At 29.5% G+C, this 13,217-nt stretch carries 14 protein-coding genes; 7 read left to right on the plus strand and 7 right to left on the minus strand.

The window, feature by feature from the left end:
- Positions 1–193: 193 nt before the first annotated feature.
- The gene (locus ACFDSN_RS07950) at positions 194–1,144 is read right to left on the minus strand and encodes a phosphoribosylaminoimidazolesuccinocarboxamide synthase (RefSeq protein ID WP_375239315.1); all 951 of its coding nucleotides are present in this window, start codon (positions 1,142–1,144) and stop codon (positions 194–196) included.
- A gap of 52 nt (positions 1,145–1,196) precedes the next feature.
- Entirely contained in the window at positions 1,197–2,150 is a 954-nt protein-coding gene (locus ACFDSN_RS07955) for a PhoH family protein (protein WP_375239316.1), read from the minus strand.
- Positions 2,151–2,272: 122 nt separating this feature from the next.
- On the opposite strand from ACFDSN_RS07955, the gene ACFDSN_RS07960 reads away from it, so the two are divergent.
- The 4 genes from ACFDSN_RS07960 to dnaN all read left to right on the plus strand — a co-directional run bounded on the left by ACFDSN_RS07960 (position 2,273) and on the right by dnaN (position 7,084).
- Positions 2,273–3,127 (plus strand): S-adenosyl-l-methionine hydroxide adenosyltransferase family protein, encoded by an 855-nt coding sequence (locus tag ACFDSN_RS07960; RefSeq protein ID WP_375239317.1) that lies wholly within the window; start codon positions 2,273–2,275, stop codon positions 3,125–3,127.
- A 9-nt stretch (positions 3,128–3,136) separates the two neighbouring features.
- The gene (locus ACFDSN_RS07965) at positions 3,137–3,433 is read left to right on the plus strand and encodes a putative quinol monooxygenase (RefSeq protein ID WP_375239318.1); all 297 of its coding nucleotides are present in this window, start codon (positions 3,137–3,139) and stop codon (positions 3,431–3,433) included.
- 28 nt (positions 3,434–3,461) lie between these two features.
- The gene (gene gldG, locus ACFDSN_RS07970; RefSeq protein WP_375239319.1) at positions 3,462–5,855 is read left to right on the plus strand and encodes a gliding motility-associated ABC transporter substrate-binding protein GldG; all 2,394 of its coding nucleotides are present in this window, start codon (positions 3,462–3,464) and stop codon (positions 5,853–5,855) included.
- Between the two features lie 110 nt (positions 5,856–5,965).
- The gene (gene dnaN / locus ACFDSN_RS07975) at positions 5,966–7,084 is read left to right on the plus strand and encodes a DNA polymerase III subunit beta (protein WP_375239320.1); all 1,119 of its coding nucleotides are present in this window, start codon (positions 5,966–5,968) and stop codon (positions 7,082–7,084) included.
- Positions 7,085–7,170: 86 nt separating this feature from the next.
- Here dnaN and ACFDSN_RS07980 read toward each other — a convergent pair whose 3' ends face one another.
- Positions 7,171–7,587, minus strand: coding sequence for a hypothetical protein (locus tag ACFDSN_RS07980; protein ID WP_375239321.1), 417 nt, complete (start codon positions 7,585–7,587; stop codon positions 7,171–7,173).
- Positions 7,588–7,880: 293 nt separating this feature from the next.
- On the opposite strand from ACFDSN_RS07980, the gene ACFDSN_RS07985 reads away from it, so the two are divergent.
- Complete coding sequence (locus tag ACFDSN_RS07985; RefSeq protein WP_375239322.1) at positions 7,881–8,033, plus strand: hypothetical protein; 153 nt, start codon at positions 7,881–7,883, stop codon at positions 8,031–8,033.
- Between the two features lie 484 nt (positions 8,034–8,517).
- Here ACFDSN_RS07985 and ACFDSN_RS07990 read toward each other — a convergent pair whose 3' ends face one another.
- From ACFDSN_RS07990 to ACFDSN_RS08005, 4 genes are all read right to left on the minus strand, one after another.
- Positions 8,518–9,093 carry a YceI family protein gene (locus ACFDSN_RS07990; RefSeq protein ID WP_375239323.1) on the minus strand — a complete coding sequence of 192 codons (576 nt, stop codon included), beginning with the start codon at positions 9,091–9,093 and terminating at the stop codon, positions 8,518–8,520.
- Between the two features lie 172 nt (positions 9,094–9,265).
- Positions 9,266–9,847 carry a Crp/Fnr family transcriptional regulator gene (locus ACFDSN_RS07995; RefSeq protein WP_375239324.1) on the minus strand — a complete coding sequence of 194 codons (582 nt, stop codon included), beginning with the start codon at positions 9,845–9,847 and terminating at the stop codon, positions 9,266–9,268.
- 14 nt (positions 9,848–9,861) lie between these two features.
- Positions 9,862–11,094, minus strand: coding sequence for a glycosyltransferase (locus ACFDSN_RS08000; RefSeq protein WP_375239325.1), 1,233 nt, complete (start codon positions 11,092–11,094; stop codon positions 9,862–9,864).
- A 21-nt stretch (positions 11,095–11,115) separates the two neighbouring features.
- Complete coding sequence (locus ACFDSN_RS08005; protein ID WP_375239326.1) at positions 11,116–11,592, minus strand: heme-binding domain-containing protein; 477 nt, start codon at positions 11,590–11,592, stop codon at positions 11,116–11,118.
- Positions 11,593–11,630: 38 nt separating this feature from the next.
- Between ACFDSN_RS08005 and ACFDSN_RS08010 the strand changes: the two genes are divergently transcribed.
- Together ACFDSN_RS08010 and purB are read left to right on the plus strand one after the other, a co-directional pair.
- Positions 11,631–12,188 carry an adenylosuccinate lyase gene (locus ACFDSN_RS08010; protein WP_375239327.1) on the plus strand — a complete coding sequence of 186 codons (558 nt, stop codon included), beginning with the start codon at positions 11,631–11,633 and terminating at the stop codon, positions 12,186–12,188.
- A gap of 89 nt (positions 12,189–12,277) precedes the next feature.
- Positions 12,278–13,217 (plus strand): adenylosuccinate lyase (gene purB, locus ACFDSN_RS08015; protein WP_375239328.1); only part of this gene is annotated, 940 nt, incomplete at its 3' end.

Below are 13,217 nucleotides of genomic sequence, written 5' to 3' on the forward strand. Positions count from 1 at the left end.
TTTAAAATAGATAGAACACTTTGGGGTATTAATTTTAAATCTAAAAGTGCTATGGATAATTTAAAAAACACTGCAATTGCAGATGGAATTAGCTTTAATGTTACTTTAGCTTTATAATTTATATTAAGCATTAAAAAACTCGCATTAAAATACAGTATTTCAATGCGAGTTTTAGTAAATAAAAAGTACTCTATTATTTATTTAAAAATTCTAAAACATTTTTCTCTATACGTTCTTGGATATTCTCTATGCTTGCTTTGGAAAAGCTTTCATCCATAATTTTTTCGTAAAGCTCTATATAACGTTCACTAACAGTTTCTATATAATCGTTAGACATTACTGGAACTGTTTGTCCTTCTAAACCTTGAAAATCATTACTAATTAACCATTGACGCACAAACTCTTTACTTAATTGTTTTTGAGTTTCGTTTTTATCCTGACGCTCTTGATATCCTTCTGCGTAAAAATAACGAGAAGAATCTGGTGTATGAATTTCGTCTATTAAAACAATTTTACCGTCTTTAGTTTTACCAAATTCATATTTAGTATCAACTAAAATTAATCCTCTAGAAGCTGCAATTTCAGTTCCACGAGCAAATAATTTACGTGTATAGTCTTCTAATATAATGTAGTCTTCTTCTGATACTATGTTTTTAGCAATAATATCTTCTCGCGAAATATCTTCGTCATGATCGCCCATTTCTGCTTTTGTAGCTGGTGTAATTATTGGTGTTGGAAATGCGTCGTTCTCTTTCATACCTTCAGGCATTTCAACGCCACAAAGTATACGCCTTCCTAATTTATATTCTCTAGCCGCATGGCCAGACATATAACCTCTAATCACCATTTCTACCTTAAAAGGCTCACACAAATGACCAATAGCTACATTTGGATCTGGAGTTGAAATTAACCAATTTGGTACTAAATCTTCGGTTTGAGCCATAAATTTAGTTGCAATTTGATTTAAAATTTGTCCTTTAAAAGGAATACCTTTTGGCATAACCACATCAAAAGCACTAAGTCTATCTGTTGCAATCATGACCAATAAGTCGTCGTTTATATTATAAACTTCTCTAACTTTTCCTTTATAAACACTTTTCTGTCCTGGAAAATTAAAATTGCTTTCTGTTATGGTTTTATTCATAATTTAAAAACTTCAGAATTTTAAAGTTGCAAATTTAAATATTCATTTGGGATTAATCTATATTTTCAATGCTTTTATAAGCTTTAATAATCTTTTTTACTAGCTTATGTCTAATTACATCTTTTTCATCCAAATGAACAATTCCAATACCTTCTACTTCTTTTAACACTAATAAAGATTCTTTAAGACCAGAAACCGTATGTCTTGGCAAATCTACTTGTCCTGGATCTCCAGTTAATAAAAATTTCGCACTTTTCCCCATACGAGTTAAAAACATTTTCATTTGTGCGCGAGTTGTATTCTGTCCTTCGTCTAAAATAACAAAAGCGCTATCTAAAGTTCTACCACGCATAAAAGCTAGTGGTGCAATTTGAATTGTTCCGTTTTCTATATACCGTGCTAAACGTTCTGCGGGGATCATATCTCGCAAAGCATCATATAAGGGTTGCATATATGGATCTAGCTTCTCCTTTAAATCTCCTGGAAGAAAACCTAATTTCTCTCCAGCTTCTACTGCTGGACGCGTTAATATAATTCGTTTAACTTCTTTATTTTTTAAAGCTTGTACAGCCAAAGCTACGCCTGTGTATGTTTTTCCTGTTCCCGCTGGACCAATTGCAAAAACCATATCATTTTTACGCATAAGTTCTACCATTTTTCGTTGGTTAGCAGTTTGTGCTTTAATTAATTTTCCACTAGCACCATGAACAAGTACTTCTCCGCTTTTATTCGATGTTTTATAATCGTCGCTACTTTGACTTGTTAAAACACGTTCAATCACATTTTCATCAATCTTATTATACTTTTCAAAATGTTTCAACAGCATTTCTATACGCCTTTCAAACTCGTTAAGCATATCTTCGTCTCCAAGAGCTTTAATCTTGTTTCCTCTAGCTACAATTTTAAGTTTAGGGTAATACTTTTTTAACAGTTTAATATTGTCGTTTTGTGTTCCAAAAAATTCTTTTGGAGAAACATTTTCTAATTCTATAATAATTTCGTTCAAATGGCTTATGGTTTTTAATGTGTTATTTAATCTAATTTCTTAGCTTTGTTTAAGATATGAAATTAATAAAATTTCTTTATTAGTTTTATCTAAAATTTAATAAAAAATATCAACATTTATTAATGGCAATTATAACATTAACTACAGATTTTGGTGAAAAAGACCACTTTGCTGGCGCTATTAAAGGTGCTATATACAGTGAGCAACCTGATGTTAGAATTGTTGATATCTCTCATTCTGTAGCACCATTTAATATTCCTGAAGCTGCATATATTATTCAAAATGCATATACAAGTTTCCCAAAAGGAACGATTCATATTATTGGAATTGACTCAGAATTAAACCAAGAAAACAAACATATTGCTTTAAAATTAGATGACCATTACTTTATTTGTGCCAACAATGGTATTCTAAGTATGATTACAAATACTATTGTACCAGAAAAAATGGTAGAAATAAACATTCATAATAATGTTCAAACCAGTTTTCCTGTTTTAGATGTTTTTGTTCAAACTGCTTGTCATATTGCTCGTGGAGGAACTTTAGAAGTTATAGGAAAACCTATTACAGAAATTAAGCCTATAAAAAATATAGTGCCTTATGTTAACGAAGATCAAAATCAAATTATTGGCAGTGTAATTTATATTGATAATTATGGAAATGTAATTACTAACATTACTAAAGTGTTCTTTGAAAAATTACAGAAAGGCCGAGAGTTTGAAATTTCTGCACGAAATAATAAATTCAAAAAAATCTCTACTAAATATAGTGATGTAGTAGATTTTACAAAACCGGAAAATCAACGTCATTCAGAAGGAAAAGGCTTAGTTATTTTTAACGCATCTAAATATCTAGAAATAGCAATATATAAAAGTAATACACAATCTGTTGGTGGCGCAAGTACATTAATGGGATTAAACTATAGAGATACAATTACTATAAATTTTATTAAACCAAAAAGACCTGATATTTATTAAACTCAAATTATGCTTGTACGTATTGTAAAATTAGGAATTGAGACTAAACACATTGAAGCTTTTTTAGCTAATTTTGAAGCTTCTAAAAAGTATATAAGAGGATTTGATGGTTGCCAGTTTTTAGAATTATATCAAGAACAAGACAACAAAAATGTCTTTTTTACGTATAGTTATTGGAACTCTGAAACTGATTTAAATAATTACAGGCATTCAGAATTATTTCAAGGTATTTGGGCAAAAACAAAACCTATGTTTAACGCTAAGCCAGAAGCTTGGAGTGTAGATAAATTACATACATTAAAATAAGCAGCTATAAACTAACACCTAAAAAAGAATGTTCGCATTATTAAAAAAAGAATTTAATTCGTTTTTTGCTTCACCAATTGGCTACTTAGTTATAGGGTTGTTTCTATTATTAAATGGCTTATTTCTTTGGGTTTTTAAAGGCGATTTTAACATACTAGATAGTGGTTTTTCGGATTTAAGTCCGTTTTTTCTATTAGCACCTTGGATTTTAATTTTTCTAATACCAGCAGTAACAATGCGTTGTTTTAGCGATGAAAAAAAACAAGGTACATTAGAGTTATTATTAACAAAACCTATTAGTAAATTAAACATTGTTTTGGGTAAGTTTCTTGGCGCATTAGTTTTAATTATTTTAGCCTTATTACCTACTCTATTATACGCTTATACCATAAACCAACTAGGAAGTCCTATTGGAAATTTAGATTCTGGTAGTACAATTGGTTCGTATTTTGGCTTATTATTTTTAGTAACTGCTTACACAGCAATTGGTGTGTTTTCCTCTACCCTTTCTGACAATCAAATTGTAGCGTTTTTAATCGCAGTTTTTATCTGTTTTGTATTCTATATTGGTTTTGAAGGTTTGTATGATATTACATCAATTAAGTTTGTAGAATATCTTGGAATGAGCACGCATTTTAAAAGTATGAGTCGTGGCGTTATAGACTCTAGAGATTTAATATACTTTATTGCTGTTACGGTATTATTTATTGCTTTAACCGTTTTTAAATTACATAAAGAACAAGGCAAAACTACTAATTGGAAGCAAGTTATAAGCATAACTTCAATTTTTATATCACTTTGCATTTCTGGAAAAATATTATACAAGCGAATAGATTTAACTTCAGATAAACGTTACACATTAAATCAAGCAGCACTAGATATTACAGATAAAGCAGATTCACCTTTAATGGTCGATGTATTTTTAGAGGGCGAAAATTTCCCTTCAGAGTTTAAACGATTACAAGCTGAAACACGACAAACTTTAGAAGAATTTTCTGCTTATAACGATAATATTCAATTCAACTTTATAAATCCTATTGAAGACGAAGCTACACGAGATGCCAATATAAATAGCTTAGTTGAGCGCGGTTTGCAACCTATGCAAATAACAGTTAAAGAAAATGGAATAAGTACACAAGCTGTGTTTTTTCCTTGGGCTCTAGCAAGTTATAATGATGTAACGGTAAAAATCCCTTTAGTTAAAAATAAATTAGGTGTATCTCAACAAGAACTGGTCTCTAATTCTATTCAACATTTAGAATATGCATTTGCAGATGGTTTTAGTAAACTACTAAATCCAAAGCGTAAAAAAATTGCCATATTAAAAGGAAATAATCAATTACCAGATATTAATATAGCGGACTTTGTAAACAGCATAAAAGAATACTATTACATCGCACCATTTACTTTAGATAGCGTAGCATCAAATGCAAATAAAACATTAGAAGATTTAAAAAACTACGATTTAATTATATCTGCAAAAGCAACAGAAGCCTTTTCTGAACAAGAAAAATTAGTATTAGATCAATATACTATGAATGGCGGAAAAAGTTTATGGTTAATAGATCAAGTAGCCATAGATAAAGATAGTTTGTATAATGAACAAGGTAAAAATGTAAGTATTGCAAGAGACTTAAATTTAACCGATTTTTTCTTTAAGTATGGCGCTAGAATTAATCCTGTTTTGATTAGTGATTTATATTCTGCACAAATTACCTTAGCTTCTGGAGATGGTAGTCAAGCACAGTTTCAGCAATACCCTTGGTTTTATTCGCCTTTAGCAAATCCAGATATTAATCATCCAATTGTAAATAATATTAATTACGTTAAGTTCGATTTTGCTAATCAAATAGACACGCTGAAATCTTCAGGGAAATCTGTAAAAAAAACTATTTTATTACATTCTTCTCCTTTATCAAAATTAGAAGGAACACCAAGAGAAATTAGCTTAGAAACCGCTACAAAACAACCAGATCCAAAAGCATACACAAGGCAAGATATTCCTTTAGCCGTTTTATTAGAAGGTGAATTTACGTCGGTTTATAACAATAGAGTAAAACCTTTTCAACTTAAAAAAGTGATCAATAAAAGTACGCCAACAAAAATGATTTTAATTTCTGATGGTGATATTATTAAAAATGGTGTAAGCAGAAAAGGACCATTAGAACTTGGTTTTGATCGTGCTTCTGGACAACTCTATGGAAATAAAGAATTTTTATTAAATGCAGTAAATTATCTATTAGACGAAAATGGACTTATAAACATTAGAACCAAAGAAGTTGATATTGCCTTTTTAGATGTAAAAAAAGTAACCGAACAAAAAAGTAAGTGGCAAGCTGTAAACATTATACTTCCACTACTCTTTTTAACTATTTTTGGAGTGCTTTTTAATCTAATTAGACGTAAAAAATACAGCGCTTAAATGTTAATAAGTTTGTTTCCTTAATTTAAGGCTAAACAATATCTTTGTTAGAACTAATTAATACAAAAAAAAACTGCTAGTCAGTTTATAATTTATATAAAGTAAAAGCTATGAAATTTATAGTATCAAGTACATATTTACTTAAACAATTACAGGTTTTAGGAGGCGTAATTAACAGCTCTAATACCTTACCCATTTTAGATAATTTCTTATTTGAATTAAATCAGAATCAATTAATTGTTTCTGCAAGCGATTTAGAAACTACAATGTCTTCTACTTTAAATGTAGAAAGCGATAACGAAGGAAGCGTTGCTATACCTGCAAAATTATTACTAGACACATTAAAGACTTTTCCGGAGCAACCTTTAACATTTGTTATAGAAGATAACAATACTGTAGAAATTAGCTCTAACCACGGTAAATATGCTTTAGCATATGCCAACGGAAACGAATTCCCAAAATCTGTAGCTTTAGAAGACCCAAGTTCTACAACTTTATCTGGAAACATTTTAGCAACAGCAATTAATAAAACTATTTTTGCTGCTGGAAACGATGATTTACGTCCGGTAATGAGTGGAGTGTTTTTCCAATTCTCTACAGAGGGTTTAACTTTTGTAGCAACAGATGCACATAAATTAGTAAAGTATTCTCGTGAAGATATTAAAGCATCTGAAACTGCTGAATTTATAATGCCTAAAAAGCCTTTAAACTTATTAAAAGGAATTTTAGCATCTAGCGAAGAAAACGTAACTATTGAATATAACGATTCTAACGCTAAATTCACTTTTGAAAACACGGTTTTAATCTGTAGATTAATTGATGGAAAATATCCAAACTACGAAGCTGTAATTCCAAAAGAGAACCCAAATAAATTAACTATACAACGTAGTCAGTTTTTAAGTTCTGTAAGGCGTGTAAGTATTTTCTCTAACAAAACAACACACCAAATACGCTTAAAAATAGCTGGTGCAGAATTAAATATTTCTGCCGAAGATATAGACTATTCTAACAAAGCAGAAGAGCGTTTAACTTGTGATTATCAAGGCGATGATATGCAAATTGGTTTTAACTCACGTTTCTTAACAGAAATGTTAAACAACTTAACATCTGATGATGTACAATTAGAAATGAGTATGCCAAACCGTGCAGGAATTCTAACTCCAACAGATGGTTTAGATGCAGGCGAACAAGTTACAATGCTTGTTATGCCAGTTATGCTTAATGCGTAAATTTATTTAAATTATTATTATATTAAAAAATCCACTTTAGTTTTAAAGTGGATTTTTTTTCTATAGATTTACTTAGGGTTAGCCTCTTATTTAAAAAAGTTTATTGATGATTTTTCCAAATCTAAATTAGCGACCTGAGGAAATTCTGCGTGAACAATTAAACAATTTTCGTGATGTTGTTCTAAGTTACTCAATACTTTTCTATTTAATAGCATAACTGTAGAATGTCCGTGGTGATCTAGTTTATCTAAGATTGTTTCGCCATTAAACTCACAAACCCAATGTGTCTCCGCCATATTCTCTTTATAAAAAATCTCTATAGTTGGAACCTGAAAATAACTATGCTTTCCAATACCTTCAAAATCGAATACTAAACGAAGCAATCCATTCTTTAAACTAGTAGCTTCTTTAGTAATTCCCAAATTAGAAAAAGATATTTTACCTTTTTTTGGTTCAATAAATTTCACTTTAATCTCTCCTTGGTTTAACTCTACGTTACTCATCTTTTGTTTGTTTTAATTTTATACTCAAAGCTAAGAAACTAATATGCTAAAAAGGATGACTTATATCATCTCATTGTTACTAAAGAATACTTGATATTGATAATTTTTTAAACTAACTTCGTTTAACTGCTGATATAAAACATTAAAACGTGTTCATATCATCTTGTTGCCATTCATTGAAAAGGAACGCAAAAAAAGACAATTAAACGAGAAAAATATAGATTATGATGAAATTTTGGATAATAGCAATATTGATTTTTATAATAGTTATGTTAGTACTAGCGAAATTAACATTGAAAAAAAGTAGAAAAGAAAGAGGAGAAAAAATGTGGAAATTGTATGATGGAATGACAAAATATTGGTTGCGTTTATCATTAGCTAGTATGGTAATAACGACTTGTATAATATTTTTAGTTAATTGGATAGGATTTCCAATTATACCATAGAATTTTGGTGGAGTTCAGCACTTAAAATGAAATGAGAATATTTGTAAAATTGAATACCTGAATTAAAAAATAAAATTGTGTAAGGAATTTAGCAAGTTGTGGTATTTATCACTCAATCGGAATTGAAAAATATTGCGGAATAAAACGCTGACTGAATTCACTCAACACTGATAATCAAAAACGGAATAAATTGAATGCTAAATAAATAACGAAATGGCAACAACGTGTATAAAACATAGCTAGTAAGTGCAAATTTTAAAGGTTCATTCCTACTTTAGTAAGTTCGCCAAATTTTTAAATTTGGCTTTTAATATTGATAAGTTAAAAACAAAATATAAAAATATGGCTAAGTGCTTGCCCGAAATTAGTACTTTTAAATACGCTACGTTTCATACACAAACCGTTAAACGAAACTCATAAATCAAAAAATAAAAAAGCAACCTTAAAAGATTGCTTTTTAATTCTTCTTTTTCAAATTAAGAATTTAGAATACTAAATCTACATTTAAGTCAAATTCATCGTAAATGGCTTTATCTTTTAAACCATCAAAAAAGCTAGCTGAACCATAACGCACATCGTATTTTGTTCTATCTACTTTTAAGTTAGCCGTAGCTTTATTTCCGTATATAGACATTGTAAAAACTTGCGTATTTGTTTTACCTTTTATAGTTAAATCGCCTTCAATATTGTAAGCATTTTTTCCGTTTGCTGTTACTTTAGTAATCTTTAAAGTAGCTGTTGGAAAGTTTGCTACACCAAAGAAATCATCAGATTTTAAGTGTCCATCTAAGTTATTTTTCATTTCTCCTTTTAGATCGGTTGTATTAATAGTAGTCATATCAATTTCAAAGTTTCCACCAACTAAAACAGCTTCATCAAAATCTAAATTTCCATTTTTTATAGCAATAGTTCCTTCATGAGATCCAGTTACTTTATAACCTTTCCAAACCACTTTACTTTCTGAGGCTTTTACAGGTTTTGTTTCTGTAAGTGTTGTAAACGAAAAGCTTACGAATGCGACTAAAGCAGCTAATACCATTGTTTTAAATACGTTTTTCATAATATATTATTTTTTAAAATTATTTATTGATACTGCAAAGATGCAAAGTTTTAAGGGTATAAAAAATAAGGTAGATTATTAAATTAAGTTAACCTAGGTTAATATTGTGTCACATATATTATAAATATTAATACTAAACCTGGAAACACAAAATTTAAATTTAACAACTAAACTACTCAGTTAATAATTGCTTCTTCATTTTACTAAAAAACTCTTTAGTTATACCTAAGTAAGAAGCAATCATATATTGTGGAATACGTTGTTCTAATTCTGGATATGTATTTCTAAAAATAACATAGCGTTCTTTAGCAGATAAGCTAAAGTTTCTAACAATTCGCTTTTGTGTAGCAACAAATGCTTTTTCTATAATTTTTCTAAAAAAGCGTTCTAGTTTTGGAATAGCTTTAAAAAGCGCTTCAATATTCTGGTAAGGAAACTGAACAAGTTCTGTATCTTCAATACATTGTACATTAAAATCTGCTGGAGTTTGAGATATAAAGCTTCCAATATCTGATGTCCACCAATTTTCTATTGCAAATAGTATAATATGTTCTTGACCTGAGTCGTCTGAATGAAACATTCTAGTACAACCAGAAACTATAAAACACTCATGTTGCGCAATATCTCCTTGCTGTAAAATAAACTGACCTTTTAAATACTTTCGTTTTGTTACATAAGTTAATAAAACAGCTTCTTCATCTTTAGTTAAAGACACAACTGCATTTATATAGTTTAAAAGTGATTGAAAAGCCATTACACAAATTTAACTTATTTGTTCTTCTCCTCTATCCACTTACTCATATATTTTGAGCTTTGTAGTGTTTGATGTTGTAATACTTGACTTATATAATGTTGGTTTCTATGAGTAGATATATTTTTTAACACGTCTTCTATTTTATAATTAAAGTCAGCCTCAAATAAAGATTTAGAAAAACGTTTATCTAGAATTTTAAATCCATTTTCTTGAGCTTTCACCCATTCTAATTTATTATTATATAATGAAACTGTTTTGGTAATAAAATCGTCTATTTTATCTTCTATAATTCCGTTAGGTTTTAAATCTCCAAACATACCTTCTAAAGCAATAGAATTCATTGCGCAAGGCGTACCATTTTGCATAGCATCTAACAATTTACCTTTTAAACCTGCACCAAAAGGTAAATACGCTGTACAAATTTTAGCATTTTGCATTACAGCATCTACATTTTCTGCAAAACCTTTTACAAAAAATCGTTCTTTTGGATTATGTAATTGTGTTGCTTTTTGCGATACATAAGATCCATAAATATGTAATTCTGCTTGCGGTAATAATTGACTTAATTTTGGCCAAATTTGTTGTTTTAATAACAAAACCGACTGCCAATTAGGCTCATGCATAAAATTACCAATGGTTACAATATGGTTTCTTTCTTTAAATTTTGGAGTATTTTCTAATGATTCTGTATCCATTTCAATTAAAAAAGGCAGATAGTGTAATTGAGATTCTTGAACATTAAATTTAGTTTGAAGTAATTCCATTTCAAACTCAGAAATCATTAACGTAATATCACACCTTAGAATACTAGCAATTTCACGTTTAGCAAAATTATTGTATAAATAAGTATCATTAAATTCTTCTTTATTTTTGAAAGCTTGTTGTCTACCTTTTCGTAAACTATGCAAATCTTCGGTATCTAAAATTTTTAACGCATTTGGACATTGTTCAGAAACGCGCCAACCAAATTGTTCTTCAATCATAAATCGATCAAATAAAACCACATTTGGGTTTAAATTAGCTATAAAACTATCGAAACTAGAATTGTTTAATTGAATCTGAACTGTTTCAATATTAATAGGTTCAAGGTTAAAAGCATTATCTGTTTTTGCACAAGCAGTTGCAAATGTAATTTTATAATCTGCTTTTAAAAACAAATCTATAATTTGAAGCATTCTAGATCCTGCAGCAGAACTTTTAGGTTCTGGCCAAACAAAACCAATAATTAGCAACTGTTTTTGAGACATTTTAAAATATGAAATTAAAAACTATTGCGCTATGTCTTTTTGAAGTGCATAAAAAGCACGTACGTTTTTAGCCCATTCTGTAACTTGCTTAATTTGATTGTCTGTTAATTTAGCATCGCCATGTGTATACGTGTAAGATTCTAGAGGCATTTTCTTCTCTTCTACTTCTTCAATTAACTCGTCTAATTTATGATCTTTTTTCTTCATTGAATAGGTTGACCATTCAGACACATTAAAATGTTTTTTTCCGTGCTTTACATGATCATCTAACCAATAATTTACTGGTGTAATATTATTATACCAAGGATAACGTGTGTTATTACTATGGCAATCAAAACAAGCGGTTTCTAGAATTGCTTTAACTTCTTTAGGTGGATTAGTTTCTGTTATAAACGGTTTTATATCTTCTAAACTACTCTGATTTTTTTCTGGACCAAAAAATTGAGCAATTAAAAACACTAATAATAATCCAAGTAATATCTTTTTTGTAATTTTCATCTCTAAATTGTTTTAAAAACATAAAAATAACTAAAATTGTGACAACAGAAGCGCTTTATAAAGAATTAAACTACGTAAATCATTCTAGAGAAAAACGTACATTCTATGCTAATTTAGTTATTAAGCAACCGGAACTATTACCTCAGCTTCTAGATATTTTGTTTATGGTAAATGACAAAATTTCTCCAAAAGCAGCTTGGGTTTTAGAGTTTTTCTGTAATGATTACTTAGATAAATTCCTACCATATCTTGATAGTTTCTTACCTGAATTAAAGCGCATTAAATTAGATTCTGCTTTAAGGCCTTGCGCTAAAATTTGTGAATATATAGCCAAGGCTTATTTTGAAAAAGAAGAAAACGATATTAAAAAAAAATTAACCAATAAACAGAAAGAACAAATAATTGAATCTTGTTTTGATTGGATGATAACCGAACAAAAAGTTGCTGTTAAAGCCTATTCTATGAGTACTCTATATTTATTAGGGAAAGAATTTGACTGGGTTTATCCAGAATTACGTATTATTTTAGAACGCGATTTTAGTTTTCAAAGTGCAGCTTTTAAAGCTAGAGCTAGGCATATTTTAAAAAAAATATAGTTACCTAACCTTATATTTAAAGCTACAAACGTTTCTCTTTTAACTTTGTTGCGTATCTTAGCGCCTTTCTAAAAAACAACACAACAACTATGTCATTATCAGCTCTAAATGCTATTTCACCAATTGATGGTCGCTACAGAAGTAAAGTAGAAAAATTACAACATTATTTTTCTGAAGAAGCTTTAATAAAGTATCGTGTTCTTGTAGAAATTGAATACTTTATTGCGTTATGCGAAATTCCTTTACCTCAACTAAAAACAGTTAATCCTTCAGTTTTTGAAGATTTAAGAGCTATTTATAAGAATTTTTCTTCGGAAAACGCACAAGCCATAAAAGACATAGAAAAAGTAACTAACCATGATGTTAAAGCGGTTGAGTACTTTATAAAAGAACAATTTGACGTTTTAGGGTTGAGTGAATATAAAGAATTTATTCATTTTGGATTAACATCTCAAGACATTAACAATACAGCAATTCCTTTAAGTATTAAGGATGCTATGAATGCTATTTATGTTCCCGAATACTTTAATATTTTAGAAAAAATAGAAACCTTAGCAAAAGATTGGGCTCATATCCCAATGTTAGCTAGAACACATGGACAACCAGCTTCTCCTACACGTTTAGGAAAAGAAATTGAAGTCTTTGCTGTACGTTTAAAAGAACAATTTAATTTATTAAACGATATTCCAAGTGCTGCTAAATTTGGAGGAGCAACAGGGAATTTTAATGCGCATCATGTTGCATATCCACAAATAGACTGGAAAGAGTTTGGAGGTAAATTTGTACAAGAAAAACTAGGCTTACACCATTCTTTTCCAACAACTCAAATTGAGCACTACGACCATATGGCTGCTTTATTTGATACTATGAAACGTTTAAATACTATTATTATAGATTTAGATAGAGATATTTGGACTTACGTTTCTATGGATTATTTTAAGCAAAAAATTAAAGCTGGAGAAGTTGGAAGTAGCGCAATGCCACATAAAGTAAATCCTATTGACTTTGAAAACTCTGAAGGAAACTTAG

This window comes from Aurantibacter sp., from assembly GCF_042094015.1.
In the GTDB taxonomy this organism is placed as follows: Bacteria; Bacteroidota; Bacteroidia; order Flavobacteriales; family Flavobacteriaceae; genus Aurantibacter.

What these genes read in the sequence shown, in the direction of transcription:
- ACFDSN_RS07950 (WP_375239315.1), bottom strand. Translation starts at nt 1,144, where the DNA reads ATGAATAAAACCATAACAGAAAGCAATTTTAATTTTCCAGGACAGAAA.
- ACFDSN_RS07960 (WP_375239317.1), top strand. Translation starts at nt 2,273, where the DNA reads ATGGCAATTATAACATTAACTACAGATTTTGGTGAAAAAGACCACTTT.
- ACFDSN_RS07965 (WP_375239318.1), top strand. Translation starts at nt 3,137, where the DNA reads ATGCTTGTACGTATTGTAAAATTAGGAATTGAGACTAAACACATTGAA.
- gldG (WP_375239319.1), top strand. Translation starts at nt 3,462, where the DNA reads ATGTTCGCATTATTAAAAAAAGAATTTAATTCGTTTTTTGCTTCACCA.
- dnaN (WP_375239320.1), top strand. Translation starts at nt 5,966, where the DNA reads ATGAAATTTATAGTATCAAGTACATATTTACTTAAACAATTACAGGTT.
- ACFDSN_RS07980 (WP_375239321.1), bottom strand. Translation starts at nt 7,587, where the DNA reads ATGAGTAACGTAGAGTTAAACCAAGGAGAGATTAAAGTGAAATTTATT.
- ACFDSN_RS07990 (WP_375239323.1), bottom strand. Translation starts at nt 9,093, where the DNA reads ATGAAAAACGTATTTAAAACAATGGTATTAGCTGCTTTAGTCGCATTC.
- ACFDSN_RS07995 (WP_375239324.1), bottom strand. Translation starts at nt 9,847, where the DNA reads ATGGCTTTTCAATCACTTTTAAACTATATAAATGCAGTTGTGTCTTTA.
- ACFDSN_RS08000 (WP_375239325.1), bottom strand. Translation starts at nt 11,094, where the DNA reads ATGTCTCAAAAACAGTTGCTAATTATTGGTTTTGTTTGGCCAGAACCT.
- ACFDSN_RS08005 (WP_375239326.1), bottom strand. Translation starts at nt 11,592, where the DNA reads ATGAAAATTACAAAAAAGATATTACTTGGATTATTATTAGTGTTTTTA.